The following is a 20,470-nucleotide window of genomic DNA, read 5'->3' as shown; positions in this document are numbered from 1 at the left end:
GCATGCTCCTCCGATCGATACTGCTGAGTGTCCTGATCGCTGCTCCCGCGCTCGCCGCGAGCGACGATCCGCGCCACCTGATGCCCGTCGAGCGCCCGCGGCTGACCGCCGGTGCGGCGTGCGGCGAGGCGATCCCGGCAACGCCGCTCGCGCTGCCGGATCTCGTCGACCTGGCGCTGTGCCGCAACCCCGCGACCGCCGCCGCCTGGGCCAGCGTCCGCAGCGCGGCGGCCGGTGTCGGCATCGCACGGGCCGCCGACCTGCCGACGCTCAACGCCAGCGTCGGGCCACAGCTCAGCCGCAGCGACCTGTTCAGCAATTCGACCGTCCTTATCGCACCCGGGCAGAGCTTCAGCACCGCCAGCAGCTCGACCGACCTCGGCACCACCGCGAGCATCAGCCTCGACTGGCTGATCTTCGATTTCGGTGGCCGGCGGGCGCGCATCGACAGCGCCCGTGCCCAACAGGCCGCAGCGCTCGCCAGCTTCGCGGATACCGCGCAGGGCATCGCTCTCGACACCGTCACCGCCTTCAACAGCGTCCAGGCCAATACCGGCTCGGTGATCGCGGCCGAGGCCAGCGTGGTCTTCGCGCAGCAATCGCTCAACACCGCCGCCGCCCGCGAGCGTTCCGGGGTGACGACGCCGTCCGACACGCTGCAGGCGCGCTCGTCGCTGGCGCAGGCGGAACTGACGCTGACCCAGGCGCGGGGCAATTTGCGGACCTCGCAGGGCCAGTTGGCGGTGGTGATCGGCCTGCCACCGACGACCGGCCTCAATCTCGCGCCGCCGCCGGCGCTGGGGTCCAGCGACCTGCTCAAGACTAACGTCGACAGCCTGATCGCCGATGCCGAGCGGTTGCGCCCCGACCTTGCCTCGCAGCGCGCCCAGCTGCAGTCCGCCGACGCCAATGTCCGTGCCGCCCGCTCCGACCTGCGCCCGACGATCGGCGCCAGTGCGCAGAACAGCCTGAGCTATGCCAATTCGAGCAACGACCGGAACAGCGCCAGCGTCGGCGTGTCGCTCAACATCCCGTTGTTCAACGGCTACGCCCGGACCTACCAGGTCACCCAGGCGGTGGCCCAGCGCGACCGCCAGTCGGCGCTGACCGAGCAGACGCGCCAGCAGGCCGGGCTCGACGTGTTCAGCAACTACACCGCGCTCGACACCGCGATCCGCAGCCTGGCGACGGCGCGCGAGCTGATCAGCAGTTCGATAGCCGCCGCCAATATCGCGCAGGGCCGCTACCAGGCGGGCGTCGGCACCTTCACCGACCTGCTCAACGCGCAGAGCCAGCTTGCCAGCGCACGCCAGCAGCTGGTCCAGGCCGACTTCAACGTACGCACCGGCCAGGCGCAGCTGGCGCGTGCGGTCGGCGGCATCGGGGCCGAAGTCGATTCAACGAGGACCGGTCGATGACACGCAGGCGCTGGATCATGCTGGTCGTGGTGGTGCTGCTGGTCGGCGGCTGGTTCGCCTGGAAAGCCTCGCACAAGCCGGTGCCGGGCTCGCAGTACAAGACCGCCGAGGTCACGCGCGGCGACCTGTCGGAGGTCATCACCGCCAATGGCGTCCTCAACCCGGTGCGTGTCGTCAGCGTCGGCACCCAGGTCTCCGGCACCGTCGACAAGCTGTACGTCGACTTCAACAGCCGGGTGACGCAGGGCCAGCTGCTGCTCGAACTCGACCCGTCGGTCTATGCGGCACGGGTTGCCGCGTCTGAGGCGAGCCTTGCGAACATCCGCTCGGCCGCCGCGCTGCAATCGGCCAATTCACGGCGATCCGCGGAGCTGTTCAAGCAGAATTACATCAGCCGCCAGGACTATGAGACCGCGCAGGCGTCGGCCGCCGGCACCGCCGCGCAGGTCCATGCCGCGGAGGCGCAGGTCAAGCAGGACCGCACCAACCTCGGCTACACCGTGATCCGCTCGCCGGTATCGGGCGTGGTCATCGCGCGCTCGGTCGATCTCGGGCAGACCGTCGCCGCCAGTTTCACCACGCCGGAATTGTTCAAGATCGCCCGCGACCTGACCAAGATGCAGATCGAAGCCGCCGTCGCCGAGGCCGATGTCGCCAAGGTCCGCGTCGGCCAGCGTGTCGATTTCACCGTCGACGCCTATGGCAGCCGCGGCTTCACCGGCACCGTCGCCCAGGTGCGTCTCAACCCGGTCTCGCAGCAGAACGTCGTGACCTATACCGTCATCGTCTCGGTGGCGAACCCCGACGGCGCGCTGCTGCCGGGCATGACCGCCAACGCGTCGTTCCTGATTTCCAACCACAGCAACAGCCTGCTGCTGCCCAACGCGGCGCTGAGCTGGAAGCCGACCGACTACAAGCCCCCGAGCCGCGTGCCTGGCAACCACAGCCCGGCCGACCCGTCGATGCTGACCGTGTTCGTCCTGCGCGATGCCGCGCCGCAGGCCGTGCGGATCAAGATCGGCGCCTCCGACCAGGACAATAGCGAGGTCATGTCGGGACCGCTCAAGGCCGGCGACAAGGTCATCATCGCCGATACGTCGAAGGACAAGAAGACCGGCGCCAACTTCGGGCCGCCGGGGACCGGGCCCAACCGCAAGTGACCGGCGTCCCGGTCCTGTCGCTCGACCATGTGGTCAAGGATTATGCCAGCGAAGCCGGCACCTTCCGCGCGCTGCACGGCGTCAGCATGGATGTCCGCCGGGGCGAGCTGATGTCGATCATGGGGCCTTCCGGCTCGGGCAAGTCGACGCTGATGAACATCATCGGCTGCCTCGATTCAGCCAGCGAGGGCGTCTACCGCTTCGACGGCGAGGATACCAAGACGCTGTCGGAGGCGGCGCTCGCCCGGCTACGCAACCGCGGCATCGGCTTCATCTTCCAGCAGTTCAACCTGCTGCCGCGGCTGACCGCGCTCGGCAACGTCGCGCTGCCGCTGGTCTATTCGGGCGCGACGCGGCGCGAGCGCGAGGACAAGGCGCAGGCGCTGCTCGCTTCGGTCGGCCTCGGCGACAAGCCACGCTCCCGCCCGTCGCAACTGTCCGGCGGCCAGCAGCAGCGCGTCGCCGTCGCGCGCGCGCTCGCCAACGACCCCGAATTGCTGCTCGCCGACGAGCCGACCGGCGCGCTCGACACCAAGACCGGCATCGAGGTGCTGGCGCTGTTCCAGGCGCTCAACCGCGAACGCGGCGTCACCGTCGTCATCGTCACCCACGACCCCGAAGTCGCGCGCGCCACCGACCGCGTCGTCCGCATTCAGGACGGCCTGGTGTTCTACGACGGCCCCCCGACCGAAGCCGCCCTCTACGGCCACGCCCCCGAAGCTGCCCTTGCCTCCTCCCCGTCAGGGGAGGGGCGAGAGACGCACTCCTTGGTGCGGCCCGGGGGTGGGAGCGTTTCTCCTGTGTCTGAGCTCGAAAGCAAGGAAGACCCCACCCCGGGGCCGGCTGCGCCGTCTCTCCGGCCCTCCCCGGCGGGGAGGGCATAAACGCGATGATCGAGGCAATGCTCGCCGAGGCATGGAGTGCACTGGTCGCCAACCGGTTGCGCTCGGCGCTCACCATGCTCGGCATGATCATCGGTGTCGCCGCGGTCATCCTGATGCTGGCGATCGGCGGCGGCGTGCAGAAGGAAGTCGCCAGCTCGATCGCCGGGCTTGGCTCCAACATGCTGATCGTCACCGCCGGCAGCGGCCGCCAGGGCGGTTTCATGGGCGGTGCCGGCACCGGCGCGACGTTGCGGCTGGAGGATGCCGACCTGATCCAGCGCCTCGACCATGTCGTCGCCGTCGCCCCGTCGACCAGCCTGTCGGCGCAGGTCGTCGCCGGTCCGAACAATTGGGCGACGCAGATCACCGGCGCGCCGCCGTCGTGGTTCACCGTGCAGGACTGGCGCCCCGCGGAGGGCCGCACCTATTCCGACATGGAGGAACGCGCCGCCGCCCGCGTCGCGCTGATCGGTCAGAGCGTCGCCGACAATCTGTTCGGCGCCAACGACCCGATGGGCCAGAGCGTGCGGATCAAGGGCACCAGCTTCAGCATCATCGGCATCATGGCGAAGCGCGGCCAGGGTTTCGGCGGCATGGACCGCGACGACATCATCGTCGTCCCGCTGACCACCGCGCTGCGCCAGTTGCAGGGCAATTTCTTCCGCCGCTCGATCCGCACCATGTCGGTATCGGTCGATGCCTCCGAGAACCTCGACGATGTCCAGCAACACGCCACCGAAGCGCTGCGCCGCGCCCACAAGCTCGACCGGGCGACGCCCGACGACTTCACCGTGACCAACCTGACCGCAGTCACCGATACGCTGTCGACGACGACCGCGGCGATCTCGGCGCTGCTCGCAGCGATCGGCTCGATCAGCCTGGTGGTCGGCGGCATCGGCATCATGAACATCATGCTGGTCTCGGTGACCGAGCGGACCCGCGAGATCGGCATCCGCATGGCGATCGGCGCCAGCCGCGCGGCGATCCGCCTGCAGTTCCTGCTGGAGGCGCTGATGCTGTCGCTGCTCGGCTGTTCGATCGGCGTGCTGATCGGCACCGGCGGCGCGACCGCGGTCAGCGGGGTGATCGGCTTCGACACGTCGGTGACGCTGTTCGCGGTGCTGGTCGCGTTTGGGGTGTCGGCGACGATCGGCGTGTTCTTCGGCTGGTACCCCGCGACGCGCGCGGCAAAGCTCAGCCCGATCGAGGCGCTCAGGTCTTGACCAGCAGCGCCTGGACGACATCCAGTCCGCCGCCGCGGAAGCCGCCCTCGCAGTACATCAGGTAATAGCGCCAGATCGCGACGAAGCGCTCGTCGAAGCCGGGCGGCAGGCGGTGTCCGGCGACCGCGGCGTCGAAGCGCTCGCGCCACTCGGCCAGGGTGCGGGCATAGTCGAGGCCGTGGTGGGTGACGCCCTGCCAGCCAAGCCCGGCGGCTTCGGCGGCGCCTCGCAAGCGCTCGAGGCTGGGCAGCATGCCGCCGGGGAAGATGTAGGTCTGGATGAAATCGGCCGAGGCGCGGTAGGCGGCGAAAATCGCTTCGTCGATGGTAATGACCTGCAGCGCGGCGCGGCCGCCGGGGCGCAGGATGCGGGCGAGAACGCCCATGAAGTCGGGCCAGTGGCGCTCGCCGACCGCCTCGAACATCTCGACCGAGACGATATGGTCGTAGCTGCCGCTGACGTCGCGGTAGTCGCAGAGCGCGAAGCTGGCGCGGTCGGCCAGGCCCGCTGCGGCAATGCGCGCTTGGGCATAGCTCAACTGTTCGGCGCTGAGGGTGATGCCGTGGACGACGGCGCCATAGTCGCGGGCGGCGATCTCCGCCAAGCCACCCCAGCCGCAGCCGATCTCCAGCAACCGTTCGCCGGGTTTCAGGTCAAGGCTGTCGAGCAGCCTGCGGACCTTGCGCGTCTGGGCGGCCTCCAGGTCGTCGCCCTCGGCCCAGATCGCGCTGGAATAGGTCAGGCCGGGGTCGAGCCAGGCGGCGTAGAAGTCGTTGCCGAGATCATAGTGAAAGCTGATGTTGCGCCGCGAGCCGGTGCGGCTGTTGGCCTGCAGCGCGTGGACGGCGCGGTTGACGAGGCGAGCGACGCCGCCGGCGCGCGCGGTGTCGCCCAGCGTCGCGCGATTGGCGACGAACAGCTCGAAGATCGCCACCGGGTCCGAGCTGCTCCAGTCGCCGTCGAAATAGGCGCGCGCAAAGCCGGCGGACCCCGACAGCGCCAGCCGCACGACCGGTCGCCAGTTGGGCAGCACGATCGTCGCCGCGGCTCCGACCGCGCGCCCGCCGAGCCGGACCTGGCGACCGTCAGGCAGGGTGGCGTCGAGCGAGCCGGTCGCCAGCCCCTTGTCGATGCGCGCCAGCACGCGCTCGACCTGCCCCCGCGCCAGCGCGCCGAACCAGCCGCCGCCGAGCAGGAAGCGTTGATCGGCGGCGACGAGATGCTGGCCCCGGGTGGGCGCGTCGGCGGTCATTTGCCGTCCCTAGATCAGGCTTTCGACGCCGCATAGGCCGCGAGTGCCCGCGCCCGCGCTACCGCGTGATCGACCAGCGGCGGCGGATAGCCGGGCACGCCGCCATGCTCCCAGGGCGCGTGGATGGCGGTGTCGGACAGGTGCTTCAGCTCCGGCACCCAATCGCGGATATAGTCGGCGGCCTCGAAGCGGGCGCTCTGGCCGACGGGCGCGAAGATGCGGTTGAACGGCGAGCTGTCGACGCCGGAACCCATGATCCACTGCCATCCCAACGAGTTGTTGCCGAGGTCGGCATCGACCAGCGTATCCCAGAACCAGCGTGACCCGGCCCGCCAGTCGATCAGCAGGTGCTTGACCAGGAACGAGGCCGCGATCATCCGGACGCGGTTGTGCATCCAGCCGGTCGCCCACAACTGCCGCATTCCGGCGTCGACGATCGGATAGCCGGTACGCCCGTGCTGCCACGCCGCCAGGTCGTCGGGAGCGTTGCGGAAACCAAATTTCTCGAACTGGGTACGACTGGATTTCTCGTGATAATCGGGAAACTGATCGATCAGCCCGGTGGAGAAATCGCGCCAGCCGATCTCGCGGCGGAACGAGTCGGAGTCGGGAACCGCGTGCCACACCGCCGCCGGCGAGACCTCGCCGAAATGCAGGTGGGGCGACAGGCGCGAGCTGCCGGTCTCGGCCGGATAATTGCGGGCGCGCTCGTAATCCCAGGCAGTCTCGGCGAACTTGTCGAGGGTCGCGCGGGCGCCGGCCTCGCCGGGCGTCCAGACGTCGAAGCCGCCGCTCCAGTCGGGGCTGGTCGGCAGTAGTTTCCAGTCCGCCAACACATCGCCGGCGGGAGCTTCCGCCATCGTCAGCGAGTCGGGTGCCGGCTGCACGTCGCCCGGCGGCATGCGGTGCTTCAGGGCGTTCCAGAACGGCGTGAAGATCCGGTACGGCGCCCCGCTGCCGCTGCGCACCGTGCCCGGCGGCGCGAGGAAATTGCCGTCGTGCAGGTGCAGCTCGACCTGTGCCGCGACCTCGTCCTGCGCCACCCGCGCCCAGGGTTCGTAATGCCATAGCGCGTGGATCGCTCCCGCCCCTGTCGTCCGCGCCAGCTCCGGCAGCACCGTCCCGGCGCGACCACGCAGCAGCAGCAGCCGGGCGCCGAAATCCTCCAGATCGCTCGCCAGCGCCGCCAGGCTGTGGTGCAGCCACCAGCGCTGCGCCCCGCCGATCCGCCATTCGCCCGGTGTCTCGTCGTCGAGGACATAGACCGGGATGACCGGTCCGGCCGCCGCGGCAGCGCGCACCGCCTGTTGGTCCACCAGCCGCAAATCCTGCCTGAACCAGATAATTCGGGCCGTGGTCTTCGCCTTGGGCATTCGCCTATCTCCCGCCGCTCCCCTATGAACGCGCAGGGCTCAACGGGTCAGGGAGGTAAAGTGCCGCGTCTTGCCTATGTCGACGGACGCATCGTGCCGCTGGAGCAGGCGGCGGTGCATGTCGAGGATCGTGGATTCCAGTTCGCCGACGGCATCTACGAGGTTGCCGCGGTGCTGAACGGCCGGCGGCTCGACTGGCCGCTGCATGCGGCGCGGCTGGTGCGGAACCTGTCGGCGCTCAACATCGCCGCGCCGATGTCGATGGCGGCGCTGGATGCGCAGATCGAGCGGCTGCTCCGCGCCAACCGCGTCAGCGAGGCGCTGCTGTACATCCAGGTCACCCGCGGCGCGGCGAAGCGCGACCACGCCTTTCCCGCCGACGTCCGCCCGACCCTGGTGATGACCGTCCGGCCCTTCGACTTCGCCGGCCGCACCGGGTTGCAGCGCAAGGGCGTCGCGATCGTCAGCGTCAACGACCAGCGCTGGGCGCGTTGCGATATCAAGACGATCAGCCTGCTGCCCAACGCGCTCGCCAAGCAGACCGCCCGCGCCGCCGGGGCGTTCGAGGCGTGGCTGGTCGATGCGGACGGCGTGGTGGCTGAGGGGTCCTCGACCAACGCCTGGATCGTCAAGGACGGCGTCGCGATCACCCACCCGCTGTCGGCCCGCATCCTGCCCGGCATCATGAGGGCGACGGTGATGCGGCTGGCGGCGGAGGCACAGATCGGCATCGTCGAGCGCCCGTTCACCCTCGCCGAGGCGCTGGCGGCGGACGAGGCGTTCGTGACATCGACGACCGCCCCAGTGGTCGGTGTCGCGACCCTCGACGGGCATCGCATCGGCGTCGGCCCGCTGACCCTGCGGCTGGGCGCGCTGATGTGGGACGAGATCGCGCGCCAGACCGGCTTTACCGCGACGATCTAGCGCCGCACCTTCCATGCGAAGCGGCCGATCAGCAGCCCTGCCGACACCGCGCTCGCCGCCGCGACGCCCCAGACGATGCCTTTGACCCCGAGCCCCATCGGGATCGCGAACACATAGCACAGCGGGATCATGACGATCAGGTAGCTGAAGATGTGCGTCGCTGTCGGCACCCAGATGTCGCTTTGTGCCCGCAGCGCCTGTGCCCCGACGACCTGCAGGCCATCGGGCAGGTAGAACAGACACGACAGCAGCAGCGCCGCCGCCGCCACCGACCGCACCGCCGGATCGCGCGTGTAGGCGGCGGCGATATCGGGCGCGAGCACCACCACCGCGCCGCAGATCAGCAGCATCGCCGCCGTCGTCGCCCCGAACCCGAGCAGCCCGGCGCGGCGCACCCCCGCCTTGTCGCCCGCGCCATAGGCCCGCCCGACCAGCACGCCCGTCGCCACCGCCAGCCCGAGCGGCAGCATGAAGATGAAGGCGGCCGCGTTCAGCACGATCGCCCAGGCGGCGACCGAGGCGACGCCGATCCAGCCGGCAATGACGGTCATGCTGCCGAACGCCGCGGTCTCGACGAAATACGACACCGACGCGGCATAGCCGATGCGGCGCAGGCGGCGCGACGCGCCCGGATCGCGTGGCGTCGGGTCGAAGACGCCCAGCGCCCGCGACTGGCGCCACTGCATGACGACAATGGCGACCAGCATCATGAACGCCATCCGGCTGGCAAAGGTCGCCCAGGCGCTGGCCACCGCGCCCGCCACCGGGAACGGCGAATGGCCCGGCACCAGCCACAGGTTGAGCACCAAATTGACGATATTCGCGCCCCACATGCACAGCGCACCCGGCACCGGCCGGCCGTGCGCCTCCAGCCAGAAGATGCCCGCGTCGCCGACGATGATCGGCAGCAGCGACAGCGCGAACACCACCAGCACCGGGCTCGCGCCATCGGCCAGGTCGCTCGCCAGCCCGACATGGTGGAGCAGGTACGGCCCCAGCGCGATCAGCAGCAGCCCCGCCGCGATGCCGATGAAGATCGCATAGGCGATGCCGCGCCGCAGGACCGCGCCGGTCTCTGCCAGCCGCCCCTCGCCGATCGCCTGCGAGGTCAGCACCTGCACCCCCGACAACAGCCCGATCGAAGTGGTCAGCAGCACCATCGTCGGCGCCCAGCCGAGCGCGTGATAGCCCAGCTGAGTCCCCGAATAACGCCCGACGCAGATCGTATCGACCAGCCCCATCGTCATGATGCCGAGCCGCGACATCACCACCGGCCCCGCCAGCCGCAACAGCGTCGGCAGGGTGATCGGCGTGTGTTTCGTGTCGAGCGTCGCGGTCATGAGGGTCCAGTGGCGGGCAGCGGGAGCGTTTAGCCGGGGCGGCCGGCGGAGTCATCTCGGAACACGGAAAGGCTCCCGACCCCAAAGAAATCCTACCCCACCCCCGCCTTGCCCCGCCGCCTCCGCACGCCCTACATCGCCCCAGCAACATTCCAGGACGACCTCATGCCCAATTCGCTGTTCCGCCCGTTCGACTTCAAGGGCCTCCACCTGCCCAACCGCATCGTCATGGCGCCGATGACGCGCAGCTTCTCGCCGAACGGTATTCCCGGCGACAATGTCGCGGCCTATTACCGCCGTCGCGCCGAGGGCGAGGTCGGGCTGATCGTCACCGAGGGCACCGTCATCGAGCGTCCCGGCTCCGCCAACGACCCGAGCTATCCGCACTTCTACGGCGACGCCCTGCCCGGCTGGGCCAAGGTCGTCGAGGAAGTGAAAGCCGCGAACGGCCGCATCGCGCCGCAGTTGTGGCACGTCGGCAGCGCGATCAATCGCGCCTCCGCCGGCGACGGCGAGCCGGAGAGCCCGTCGGGCCTGTTCAAGCCCGGCAAGGAATGGGGCCGGGCGATGAGCGACGCCGACATCGCCGACACCATCGCCGCCTTCGCCCGCTCCGCCGCCGACGCCAAGCGACTCGGCTTCGACGCGATCGAGCTGCACGGCGCCCACGGCTATCTCATCGACCAGTTCTTCTGGGAGGGCACCAACGCCCGCACCGATGCGTGGAATGGCGACGACCTGCCGCAGCGCGCGCGCTTCGCCGCCGAGATCCTCAAGGCGGTGCGCGCCGCAGTCGGAGCCGACTTCCCGGTGATCATCCGCATCTCGCAGTGGAAGCAGCAGAATTACGACGCCAAGCTCGCCACCACGCCCGACGCGATGGCGGCCTGGCTGCAGCCGCTGGCGGATGCCGGTGCCGACATCTTCCACTGCTCGCAGCGGCGCTTCTGGGAGCCCGAGTTCCCCGAGATCGACGGCGAGGTCGGCCTGAACTTCGCCGGCTGGGCGAAGAAGCTGACCGGCACGCCGACGATCACCGTCGGCTCGGTCGGGCTGGACGGGGAGTTCATCGCGGCGTTCGGTGGCGAGGGTTCCAAGCCGGCGTCGCTGACCGGCCTGCTCGAGCGCCTCGACCGCGACGAATTCGACCTGGTTGCGGTCGGCCGTGCACTGATCGTCGATCCGGACTGGGTCCAGAAGGTCCGCGACGGCCGCATCGACGAACTCCGCGATTTCAACCGGGAGGCGTTGTCGACCCTGGTCTAGACCGCGCGACCTTGCGGCAGGCAACCCTCGCGGCACCGCGCACGTTGGGCAGCAACCTTCAACCCGGGAGAGAACGCCATGGCCAAGACACTGTCGCGCTTCACCATCGACCCGCAGGACGACGAGAAATTCCTGCTGCGGATCGAGGACGACGACGGCGGCTCGCTGGAGATCATCGCCTCCTACGAGCAGCTCGACCTGATCGCTGAATCGATCGAGGAGCATCTCGACGAAGACTTCGAGGATGCCGATCTCGCCGAGGAGTGATTGACGAACCGGACGGCGGGCCACCATCTTGGGCGATGCCCGCCGCCCCGGAACCCGATGTTCGCCCTGCCCCGCCGCGTCTTGGCCCGCCGCGTCTTTGCCCGCCGCGTCTTTGCCCGCCGCGTCCCAAGGACGCCGCCACGCTGTTGATCGTCCGCCACGACGGTCCGAAACCCCGGGTGTTGATGGGTCGGCGCCACGGCGGCCACGCCTTCATGCCCGACAAATGGGTGTTTCCCGGCGGCCGCATCCACCCCAGCGATTTCCGCGTTCCCGCTGCCAGCGAGTTGCGGCCCGACGTCGCAGATACGCTGGCGCGTGGCTGTAGCCCCAGCCGGGCCCGGGCACTCGCCTTGTCGGCGATCCGCGAAACCTTCGAGGAGACCGGCCTGATCCTCGGCCGCGCTGCCCCGGCCCGGGCGTCGCGCGGTGAATGGCGCGACTTTCTCGCGGCCGGAGCGCTACCGGACCTTGCCGCGCTCGATTACGTCGCCCGCGCCATTACCCCGCCGGCGCGAACCCGCCGCTTCGACGCGCGGTTCTTCGTCGCCGATGCCGAGGCGCTGATGTCCCTCGAACCAGGAGCCGGCTCAGGCGAGCTCGGTGAACTCGCCTGGTTCGACTGGACTGCCGCCGCGGCGCTCGACTTGCCGCAGATCACCCGCGCCATATTGGAGGAGGTCCGCCTGCGCCTGACGGACTCGACCCGCCCGATCCCCTTCCACCGTTTCGAGCGGGGCAAGCACCGGCTGCTCCACGCGTAACTCCTTCCTGCCCCCTCCCCCCACGCGAAGCGTAGAGTGGGACGGGCCGGGGTGGGGGTTCTTTGCTCAGACAGAGGAACGCCGAAGGGCGCCCCCACCCCGACCCTCCCCACCCTCGGTTCGCAAGCGCTCACCGTGGGGGGAGGGAGCAGGAAGGAAGCGGAAGTCGGCGTCCCTTTTAGTGGAAATCCCGCGACCCCGGCATGATCTTCACGTCGCGCGGATGCCGCGAGCGATGCACAGACATCCCCACCTCGTCGTTACTGCGCATTTCAAGGTCGCCCAGGGCCGGGGTCCAGTCGTCGAGCCGGGTCGCCACCAGATGCGTCACGCTGCCGTCCGCGACGCTGCTGCGCTGCACCCGCCCATGCACGACCAGCATCCGCGCGCCCATCGCGGTTGCCCGCTGCGCCTCGAAGATCGATTGCCAGACGACGACATTGGTGACGCCGGTCTCGTCCTCGATGGTCAGGAAGACGACGCCCTTGGCCGTCCCCGGCCGCTGGCGGACCAGCACTACTCCCGCGACGCTGACGCCGCGGCCGTCGCGCACCGTCGCCAGTGCTCGTGCCGGGATCACACCCGCCGCAGTCAGCCGGTCGCGCATGAACTCCAGCGGATGCCCCTTCAACGACAGGCGGATGGCGCGGTAATCGCCGACGACCTCCTCGGCATCCGACAGGCGCGGCAGTGCGGCGGGCGGCGCGCCGTCGCTCTCGTCCAGCCCGGCATAGTCGAACAGCGGTGCCGCAGCCGCCTTGGGCGAGCCGATCGCCGACCACATCGCCTGCCGCCGCGACAGCTCCAGCGAGCCCAGCGCATCCGCCCCCGCCAGCTTGTCGAGCGCCTGTTGCGGCAGCCTGGCACGCCGCCGCAGATCGTCGAACGAGGCGAATGGCCCGTCGGCACGCGCCGCGACGATCTCCTCCGCCCAGGTTCGACGGAAGCCGCTGATCAGCCTGATGCCCAGCCGCAGCGCCCGCCGCCGACGCTGGCCGCGCCGCTCCAGCGTGCAGTCCCAATGGCTGTCGGCGACATCGATCGGCCGCACCTCGATGCCATGTTCGCGGGCGTCGCGAACGATCTGGGCGGGCGCGTAAAAGCCCATCGGCTGGCTGTTGAGCAGGGCGGCAGCGAACACGTCGGGCCAGTCGCACTTCATCCACGCCGAGGCATAGACCAGATTGGCGAACGACGCGGCGTGGCTTTCGGGGAAGCCGTACTCGCCGAAGCCCTTGATTTGACCGAAGCAATTCTCGGCGAACTCGATCGGATAGCCGCGTGCCACCATGCCGTCGATCATCCGCCGCTCCAGCAGCCCGATATCGCCCTGGCTGCGAAAGGTCGCCATCGCCTGGCGCAGGCGGTTGGCCTCGCCGCCGGTAAACTTGGCCGCGACCATCGCCAGCCGCATCGCCTGCTCCTGGAACAGCGGCACGCCGAGCGTCCGCCCCAGGATCTTCTCCAGCTCGTTGGGCGGGCCATGCTCCGGACCCGGGCTGGGAAAAGCGATCCGGAACGGCTTGCCCTGCTGCTCCGCCTGCCGCTTCGCCACCCGGTTGCGCAGATAGGGATGCACCATGTCGCCCTGGATCGGCCCCGGCCGCACGATCGCCACCTGCACCACCAGGTCGTAGAATTCCGCCGGCTTCAACCGCGGCAACATCGCCATCTGCGCCCGGCTCTCGACCTGGAAAACCCCAAGTGAATCAGCCTTTTGCAGCATGTCGTAGACCCGTTTTCGGGCTCGCGGCAACTCCGTCAGCGTTAGTCGCTTGCCGCCCTTGCCGGCCACTCCATACTCGTCGCGCACCATGTCCAGCCCACGCCGCAACGCCGACAACATCCCCAGCGCCAGCACGTCGATCTTCATCATCCCCAGCGTGTCGATGTCGTCCTTGTCCCATTCGATGAACGTCCGGTCCGCCATCGCGCCATTGCCGACCGGCACCGTGTCGATCAGCGGCCCCTTGGTCAGCACGAAGCCCCCGACATGCTGCGACAAATGCCTTGGATAATTCAGCAGTTGCCGCGCCAGCTTGATCGCCAGCGCGACACGTGGGTTCTCGCGGCTGATCCCGGTCCGGTCGATGTGCTTGTCCTCGATCTCGCGGCCGAAGGACCCCCAGATCGTGCTCGCGAGTCGAGCCGTGACGTCCTCGGTCAGGCCCAGCACCTTGCCGACGTCGCGCATCGCCGATCGCGGGCGGTAATGGATGACGGTGGCGACGATGGCGGCGCGGTCGCGGCCATAGCGGCGATAGACATATTGCATCACCTCCTCACGCCGCTCGTGCTCGAAATCCACGTCAATGTCGGGCGGCTCGCTGCGGTCCTCGGAGATGAAGCGCTCCATCAGCACGTCCTGCTGCGACGGATCGACCGCGGTAATGTGCAGGCAATAGCAGACGATCGAATTCGCCGCCGAGCCTCGCCCCTGGCACAGGATCGGTTCGGGTTGCTCGCGCGCCCAGGCGACGATGTCGTGGACGGTGATGAAATAGGGCGCATAATCCAGCTCGCGGATCATGTGCAGTTCCTTGCGCAGCGTCTTGCGGACATCGTGCGGCAGGCCTTCGGGCCAATGGTAGCGGACCCCCTTGAAGATCAGCTGGATCAGGTAGCGGCCCGGCGTCATGCCCGGCGGCACCGGCTCGTCGGGATATTCGTAGCGCAGTTCGGCAAGCGAGAAGGTGCAGGCCGCGACGATGTCGAGGGTCGCCGCCAGCGCCGCCTCATGCCCCTTGAACAGCCGCGCCATCTCCTCCGGTGGCTTCAGATAGCGCTCGGCGTTCGCTTCGAGCAGGTGCCCGGCAGTGTCGATGGTGGTGCCGTGGCGGACGCAGGTCAGAACGTCCTGCAGCATGCGCTGGTCGGGGTGGTGGTAGCGCACGGCGTTGACCGCGACCATCGGCACCCGGGCCTGCACCGCGACCCTGGCGAGGCGCGACAGCCGGTTATGATCGTCGCCCTGCCACAGCGGCGCGGCGGCGAGATAGATGTCGTCGGGCCAGCTCCGCCCCCACTCCGCGACACGGGCTGCAAACTCGGCATCGACCTGGTTCGGCGCCGGTATCAGCGCGATCAGGCCCGTCCCAAGTGCGCGGGCCTGGTCGAAGGTGATCGTCGTCGTGCCCTTGGCGATCCGCGGCGGCGGCGGCGACACCAGCCGCAGCAGCTTGCGATCGTCGGGGACGATCTCGGACTTGCCCAGCGACAACAGCCGGCACAGGCGGCCATAGGCGGCGCGGTCGCGGGGAAAGACGATCAGCTCGGTACCGTCGACGAACTCCAGCCGGCAGCCGATCAGCAGGCGAAGCCCGTGCTCCAGGGCGGCCTTATGGGCGCGAACGACCCCGGCCAGCGTGTTGCGGTCCGCGATGCCGATGGCCTCCAGGCCCAGCGACCTGGCCTGCTCGACCAGTTGCGAGGCGTGCGACGCGCCCTCCAGGAAGCTGAAATTGGTCATCGCGCCAAGCTCGGCATAGCCGGTCATGCGAACAGACCGTGCATCCACCATGTCGGCGCGCGGCCGTCGAAAGCGTCGCCATCCTCCCAGCCATAAAGCCCCTCCCGGAACAGCCAGTAGCGCGCCCCGGTGTCGTCCTCGACACGGTAATAATCGCGGGTTCTCCGTGGCTTGGCAGCGTTGCGCCACCATTCGGCGGACAGGCGTTCCGGCCCTTCGGCACGCGTCACCCGGCGCACCACGCGGCGCCAGCGGAACTGCTCGGGCGCACCTTCGGGAACCACGAACAGGCTCGCCTCGACCGGTTCGGCAGGATCGAGCAGCAGCAGCGGGCGTTCGCGGCCAAGCCGGGGCGGCGCGACGTGACGCGTCGTCTGGGCCGGCAACCATTGCTCTGCCCGCTCCGGCAGCCAGCTGCCATGCGGCTGCGGTCGCGACACGGCCTCGTCGCCGAGACGGGCCGACAACCTGTCGACCAGCTCGTTCAGGGGCTCGCGCGGTTCCTCCCCGCCATCCATCACGGGCTGAGCGGCAGCCAGGGACTCGACCCGGTCGGCACACAGCAGCAGGGCATCGATGCCGAAGCCGGGATCGAGGTTGGCGATGCCCTTTTGGGCGAGCAGCCGCTGCCAGAACACCGGTTGCCGCGATGCCGTGCCGAGGCGCACGACAAGCCGCGCAACCTCGCCGTCGGTACGGAAGGCCATCAGGGCCAGTTCGAGCGCGCCAAGCTGATGCTCGGCAAGCTGCGCCGCCAGATCGTCGATCAGGCCGGGCAACGCCGCCTCGACCCCTGGAGTGTCGGTCAACGGCTCGGCAAACACCGCGCGGGCCATGTGGTCCGGCGCAACCGCCAGGAATTCGAGCAACTCCGGCTCCAGCCCGAGCATCTGGTCGAGCCGTCGAACCAGCCCGAGACCGTCGACACCGTGAAACCGCCGCGCCAACCCGCTGCGCGGCATGGCATACAGGTCGCCGACGCGCTTGAACCCGAGGCTGGATGCCATCGCCAGCGTTTCCGCATCGCCGCGGAGCGCCGCCAGCTTCAGCCCGGCAACCTGCTCGCGCACCGTTCCCGGGGGGGCGATCGTCTTGCCGCGCCCCGAAAACCGCGCCAGCGCCCAGGCCGCACCCGGCGTATCCGCCAGCCCGAGACGAACCGCGATCCCGGACCTGCCGAGGCGGTACCGCATGTCGTCGAGCAGCCGCGCCTCACCCCCGAAAAGATGGGCGGACCCGCTGACCTCCAGCATCAGCCCGCTGAGCCCTTCGCCGCACCAGTCCAGCGCGACGTCCGGAGTCCAGCGGCGGCACCATTCCGCCAGCCGCAGCAAAGCCTCGCGGTCGCCCTCGGGATGCGCGGGCGCGGTGACCAGGCCGGGCTCGATCGCGTTCGCATCGGCGTGGCGCTGTCCGGGACGCAGGCCCAGCGCCCGGGCTGCCGGATCGACGCTGGCGAGCACCAGTCCATGCGCGGACTTGGCGATCAGCGCGAAGGCCGGCGCATCAGGCGGCTTGCCGTGCCGGCGCGTCCAGACCGTCAGGGCCCAGTCGACCGGCCACAAGGAAACGACCCGTCGCGTCATCGCAGTCGAGCCGCCAATGACCGGGCGACCCGTCCCGCCGCCGCCACAACTCGGCGAACAGCCGCGATTGGCCCGGCGCCACCTGATCGTTTAGATTGCGCGCACTGGGCATCGCCGAAATTCGCCAGCGCCGCCGGGCGGCACTGAGGCCGCTGCCGCTGGTTCGTAGCAAAAAGGCCGGTGTGCCGCCGTCGCGCGCCGCGAAATCGACCCGCCGGGATTGCGTCAGCGTCGCCCGGTCGACAGCGCCGATCACCCCCCCGAGCGCCCCCGACAGCAGGGCCTGCTCGATCGCCCACAGGGCATCGGCCTCGGTCCTGGTCGTCACCAGCAGCAACGGCGGATAAGCCGCCATGCCGTACAGGCTGGGCCGCGCCATTTCGCGCAAAGTCGTAGCCGGCACGATGAACATCACCGGCGCACCGACCGGACACCGCGACAGCGCGAACGCCAGTGCCGGTGCCCGGTTCAGGCTGATTGCCGCCGCCACTTCCTCGAGCATCGGGGCTGGTTCGGGAAATGTGTCGCATGAAGCACCGGGACTGGACTCAGGAAGCATGTTCTATATTTGTTCTAAAGACTCGTACCGAGTCAACCGCCTGCACAAAGCGATTTGCATGAGCTACACCGGCGCATGACTCACGCTTCGCCTCGTATCGTGATCGTCGGCGCCGGCCACGCCGGGGGTTCCGCGGCGGCTTTCCTTCGCCAGTTCGGCCATGCCGGGTCGATCGTCGTGATCGGGACCGAGCCGCACCTGCCCTATCAGCGCCCGCCGCTTTCCAAGGCCTATCTCAAGGGCGTCGCCACCGTCGACTCGCTGTTGCTGCGCCCCGCCGCCTATTACGCCGATCGCGATGTCGAGCTGGTCACCGGCTGCACGGTGACGACGATCGATGCGACCCAACGCCTGGTCGTCACCGATGACGGTCGCCGCCTGCCCTACGACGTGCTGATCCTGGCGACCGGGTCGACGGCACGGCGGCTGGCGGTACCCGGCAGCGAGCTTGGCGGCGTCCATCACCTCCGCGACATCGCCGACGCGGATGCCCTGCGCCGCCACATGGCCCCGGGTCACCGGCTGGCGATTATCGGCGGCGGCTATGTCGGCCTGGAGGCAGCGGCTTCGGCCCGACTACTCGGTGCCGAGGCGGTCATCATCGAGCGCGAGCCACGCCTGCTCGCACGCGTCGCCGCCGCACCGCTGGCCGAATTCTTCGCTGCCTATCACCGCGCGCACGGGGTCGAGATCATCACCGGCGCCGATGTCGTCCGGCTGGAGGGCCGACAAGGCAATGTCGATGCCGTGATCCTGGGCGACGGACGGCGTATCGACTGCGATGCAGTGCTTGTCGGCATCGGCGGCCAGGCCTGCGACGCGCTGGCGCTGTCGGCGGGCATCGCTTGCGACAATGGCGTCGTCGTCGACGAGAATGCACGAACCGACGATCCCCACATCTATGCGATCGGCGACATGACGCGACGTCCCCTTCCCCTCGACGATGACCGGCGCCACCGCCTGGAGAGTGTGCCCAACGCCATCGAGCAAGCCCGGCGCGCCGCCAACAGCATCCTGGACCTGCCGCAGCCGGCGCATGAGCTGCCGTGGTTCTGGTCGGATCAATATGATTTGAAGCTGCAGATCGCCGGACTGCCGTTCGACACCGACGCCATCGTCGTGCGCGGCGATCCGGCTGTCGCGAAGTTCGCCGTGTACCATTTGCGCGGCGGCCAGGTCCGCGCCGTCGAAGCGGTCAACTCGATCCCGGATTTCATGGGTGGCAAGGCCCTGATCGCCAGCGGCCGCCAAGTCGATCCGGCCCGCCTTGCCGATACCACCGCCTCCATCAAGGCGCTGGTGTCGGAGGTGCAGGCGTCAGCCCAAAACCTGGCCTAAGCCTTGGTGCTGCCGTCCATACCCGGACGCTTGGTGCCCAAACCGATCTTCTTGGCCAAGGTCCGGCGCTGCTGTGCATAGCTCGGCGCAACCATCGGATAGTCTGCCGGCAGGTTCCACTTGGCCCGATACGCCTCGGGTGTCAGGTTATAGTGCGTCATTAAATGGCGCTTGAGCATCTTCAACTTCTTGCCGTCTTCGAGACAGACGATGAAATCCGGCTTGATCGACGACCTTACTGAGACCGCAGGCTCTTGCTTCGCCTCGACAGACGTTGTTTCGCCGCCGAGACGAGCCAGCGCCGAGTAGACGTTTTCTATAACGTTTGGTAGGTCTGAGGTCGGGACTGTGTTATTGGCGACATGCGACGACACAATATCGACCGTCAAAGACAAAAGTTCATTGTGTGCGGCAGCGTCAACCATGAACGACCCTTCAGCTTAATGCACACGTCCGAAAAATAGTGCGGGCGATATGCACAGGCTGCTGCAGTAATACAAGTCTAATACCGAACTTAACACATTCTATTCAATCGTACATAGCCTCTAGCTGGCGACGTCTAAATTCCGACGGAATGTGATGGCATCAAAGCGCTGCCCGTCGACTCCGCGATAATAGTCGCGTCGGCGTCCCACTTCGACAAAGCCTTGATTGTGGTAGAGCTGCGCCGCCGCAGCGTTGCCGTCCCGCATCTCGAGGAACATGCTGCGCGCGCCGAAGCCCGTTGCTTCGGTTGCTGCCGTCGCCATCAAGATGCTGCCGATGCCCCGCCCCCGCCAGTCGCGGCGGACACCGACCAGCAGGAGTTCCGTTTCATCGACGATCCGGCGGCACAGGGTGAAACCGACGACCAGATCGTCGTCGATCGCCAATCGCGTCCAGCTTCCGGCCTGGATCATCGTCCCGGTCAGCTGCGCGCCCGACCAGGCCTCGCCGAAGCGCGGGTCGAAGGCATCCGCCATGACGACCAGCATATCGGGCACCGACGCGGCGTTGGCGGCGACGACCCGGACGGTCATGCGGCAGTCGGCAGCGGCACGGCGTCCGGTGGCCGGACATAGATCGGCACCGGTGGCATGGCGCGGACGGCGGGCGGCAGCAGGCTGGCCTGTCGTGCATCAGGCCAATCATCCGAGAGCATCACCCGCCCCAGCTTCGCGAGTTGCGCGGCGCCGGGGCCGGCAACCGGAAGTGCCGGATCGAACCACTGCGCGGCCTCGCCCGGCATCATGGCGCGGGCGTCGGTCACCCCATCCAGATCGCGACCGATGACCTGGGCGAATACCTGTCCGCGTCCCGCCTCGGCGACGACCGCCAGGTGCTGCAAGCCCTTGTCGGCGGCGAAATGCGGGGCGGCCACCAGGGCGAGCGAAGAATAACCGCGCACCGGTATGTCCCAGGCAAGGCCGAGCGCCCGTGCTGCCGCGATGCCGATGCGCAGGCCGGTAAAGCTGCCCGGGCCGATATCGACGGCGATCTCGTCGGGTCGATCGACGCCGCTGCGGGTCATCAGCGCCGCAACCTCGGTCATCAGTGCCTCGGCATGACCGCGCCCGATCACGGCATGGTGCGAGGCAACGACCCGGTCATCGTCGAGCAGGGCCAGCGACAAGGCCGCGAGTGCCGTATCGATTACCAGGAGCATCC

At 68.8% G+C, this 20,470-nt stretch carries 18 protein-coding genes; 9 read left to right on the top strand and 9 right to left on the bottom strand.

Annotated features, from left to right (window positions below; genetic code table 11):
- The first annotated feature begins 2 nt into the window (after positions 1 to 2).
- Genes ACOFKW_RS06245 through ACOFKW_RS06230 form a run of 4 tightly spaced genes read left to right on the top strand, consistent with a single transcriptional unit; the run spans position 3 to position 4,685 of the window.
- Positions 3 to 1,418, top strand: a complete 1,416-nt coding sequence (locus ACOFKW_RS06245; protein ID WP_419816478.1) for a TolC family protein — start codon at positions 3 to 5, stop codon at positions 1,416 to 1,418.
- Positions 1,415 to 2,578 carry an efflux RND transporter periplasmic adaptor subunit gene (locus ACOFKW_RS06240; protein ID WP_419816477.1) on the top strand — a complete coding sequence of 388 codons (1,164 nt, stop codon included), beginning with the start codon at positions 1,415 to 1,417 and terminating at the stop codon, positions 2,576 to 2,578. Before ACOFKW_RS06245 ends, ACOFKW_RS06240 begins: the two co-directional genes overlap by 4 nt.
- Entirely contained in the window at positions 2,575 to 3,462 is an 888-nt protein-coding gene (locus ACOFKW_RS06235) for an ABC transporter ATP-binding protein (protein WP_419816476.1), read from the top strand. The genes ACOFKW_RS06240 and ACOFKW_RS06235 overlap by 4 nt, the downstream gene beginning before the upstream one ends.
- 5 nt (positions 3,463 to 3,467) lie before the next feature.
- Positions 3,468 to 4,685, top strand: coding sequence for an ABC transporter permease (locus ACOFKW_RS06230; RefSeq protein ID WP_419816475.1), 1,218 nt, complete (start codon positions 3,468 to 3,470; stop codon positions 4,683 to 4,685).
- Here the strand turns inward: ACOFKW_RS06230 and ACOFKW_RS06225 are convergent.
- Together ACOFKW_RS06225 and ACOFKW_RS06220 are read right to left on the bottom strand one after the other, a co-directional pair.
- Positions 4,675 to 5,937 carry a class I SAM-dependent methyltransferase gene (locus tag ACOFKW_RS06225; protein WP_419816474.1) on the bottom strand — a complete coding sequence of 421 codons (1,263 nt, stop codon included), beginning with the start codon at positions 5,935 to 5,937 and terminating at the stop codon, positions 4,675 to 4,677. The genes ACOFKW_RS06230 and ACOFKW_RS06225 overlap by 11 nt on opposite strands.
- 14 nt (positions 5,938 to 5,951) lie before the next feature.
- A complete protein-coding gene (locus ACOFKW_RS06220) occupies positions 5,952 to 7,310 on the bottom strand; it encodes a cryptochrome/photolyase family protein (protein ID WP_419816473.1) in 1,359 nt (452 codons plus the stop codon).
- A gap of 60 nt (positions 7,311 to 7,370) precedes the next feature.
- On the opposite strand from ACOFKW_RS06220, the gene ACOFKW_RS06215 reads away from it, so the two are divergent.
- Positions 7,371 to 8,234: a D-amino-acid transaminase gene (locus tag ACOFKW_RS06215; protein WP_419816472.1), complete on the top strand. Its 864-nt coding sequence runs from the start codon at positions 7,371 to 7,373 to the stop codon at positions 8,232 to 8,234.
- Here the strand turns inward: ACOFKW_RS06215 and ACOFKW_RS06210 are convergent.
- On the bottom strand, positions 8,231 to 9,574 hold the full coding sequence (locus tag ACOFKW_RS06210) for an MATE family efflux transporter (RefSeq protein ID WP_419816471.1): 1,344 nt from the start codon (positions 9,572 to 9,574) through the stop codon (positions 8,231 to 8,233). The two genes, ACOFKW_RS06215 and ACOFKW_RS06210, sit on opposite strands and share 4 nt — an antisense overlap.
- A 165-nt stretch (positions 9,575 to 9,739) precedes the next feature.
- On the opposite strand from ACOFKW_RS06210, the gene ACOFKW_RS06205 reads away from it, so the two are divergent.
- The 3 genes from ACOFKW_RS06205 to ACOFKW_RS06195 all read left to right on the top strand — a co-directional run bounded on the left by ACOFKW_RS06205 (position 9,740) and on the right by ACOFKW_RS06195 (position 11,871).
- Positions 9,740 to 10,840 carry an NADH:flavin oxidoreductase gene (locus ACOFKW_RS06205; protein WP_419816470.1) on the top strand — a complete coding sequence of 367 codons (1,101 nt, stop codon included), beginning with the start codon at positions 9,740 to 9,742 and terminating at the stop codon, positions 10,838 to 10,840.
- Positions 10,841 to 10,918: 78 nt separating this feature from the next.
- Complete coding sequence (locus ACOFKW_RS06200) at positions 10,919 to 11,107, top strand: hypothetical protein (protein WP_419816469.1); 189 nt, start codon at positions 10,919 to 10,921, stop codon at positions 11,105 to 11,107.
- 35 nt (positions 11,108 to 11,142) lie between these two features.
- Positions 11,143 to 11,871, top strand: a complete 729-nt coding sequence (locus ACOFKW_RS06195) for an NUDIX hydrolase (RefSeq protein WP_419816468.1) — start codon at positions 11,143 to 11,145, stop codon at positions 11,869 to 11,871.
- Between the two features lie 178 nt (positions 11,872 to 12,049).
- Here ACOFKW_RS06195 and ACOFKW_RS06190 read toward each other — a convergent pair whose 3' ends face one another.
- From ACOFKW_RS06190 to ACOFKW_RS06180, 3 genes are read right to left on the bottom strand one after another with little or no spacing between them, the layout of a single operon-like run.
- Positions 12,050 to 15,367, bottom strand: coding sequence for an error-prone DNA polymerase (locus tag ACOFKW_RS06190; protein ID WP_419816467.1), 3,318 nt, complete (start codon positions 15,365 to 15,367; stop codon positions 12,050 to 12,052).
- Entirely contained in the window at positions 15,364 to 16,926 is a 1,563-nt protein-coding gene (locus tag ACOFKW_RS06185) for a Y-family DNA polymerase (protein ID WP_419816466.1), read from the bottom strand. Before ACOFKW_RS06185 ends, ACOFKW_RS06190 begins: the two co-directional genes overlap by 4 nt.
- Positions 16,847 to 17,428 carry a hypothetical protein gene (locus tag ACOFKW_RS06180; protein ID WP_419816465.1) on the bottom strand — a complete coding sequence of 194 codons (582 nt, stop codon included), beginning with the start codon at positions 17,426 to 17,428 and terminating at the stop codon, positions 16,847 to 16,849. The genes ACOFKW_RS06185 and ACOFKW_RS06180 overlap by 80 nt, the downstream gene beginning before the upstream one ends.
- A gap of 132 nt (positions 17,429 to 17,560) precedes the next feature.
- Between ACOFKW_RS06180 and ACOFKW_RS06175 the strand changes: the two genes are divergently transcribed.
- Complete coding sequence (locus tag ACOFKW_RS06175; RefSeq protein ID WP_419816464.1) at positions 17,561 to 18,823, top strand: NAD(P)/FAD-dependent oxidoreductase; 1,263 nt, start codon at positions 17,561 to 17,563, stop codon at positions 18,821 to 18,823.
- Here ACOFKW_RS06175 and ACOFKW_RS06170 read toward each other — a convergent pair.
- From ACOFKW_RS06170 to tsaB, 3 genes are all read right to left on the bottom strand, one after another.
- A complete protein-coding gene (locus tag ACOFKW_RS06170) occupies positions 18,820 to 19,248 on the bottom strand; it encodes a MucR family transcriptional regulator (protein ID WP_419816463.1) in 429 nt (142 codons plus the stop codon). The two genes, ACOFKW_RS06175 and ACOFKW_RS06170, sit on opposite strands and share 4 nt — an antisense overlap.
- A gap of 120 nt (positions 19,249 to 19,368) precedes the next feature.
- Positions 19,369 to 19,797, bottom strand: a complete 429-nt coding sequence (locus ACOFKW_RS06165; protein ID WP_419816462.1) for a GNAT family N-acetyltransferase — start codon at positions 19,795 to 19,797, stop codon at positions 19,369 to 19,371.
- 41 nt (positions 19,798 to 19,838) lie between these two features.
- Positions 19,839 to 20,468 (bottom strand): tRNA (adenosine(37)-N6)-threonylcarbamoyltransferase complex dimerization subunit type 1 TsaB, encoded by a 630-nt coding sequence (gene tsaB / locus ACOFKW_RS06160; protein ID WP_419816461.1) that lies wholly within the window; start codon positions 20,466 to 20,468, stop codon positions 19,839 to 19,841.
- Positions 20,469 to 20,470 lie beyond the last annotated feature (2 nt).

The organism is Glacieibacterium sp. (assembly GCF_965200405.1).
Lineage (GTDB): Bacteria > Pseudomonadota > Alphaproteobacteria > Sphingomonadales > Sphingomonadaceae > Glacieibacterium.
The sequence above is the reverse complement of the archived record's forward strand: the minus strand, read 5'-3'. Positions and strand labels throughout refer to the sequence as shown.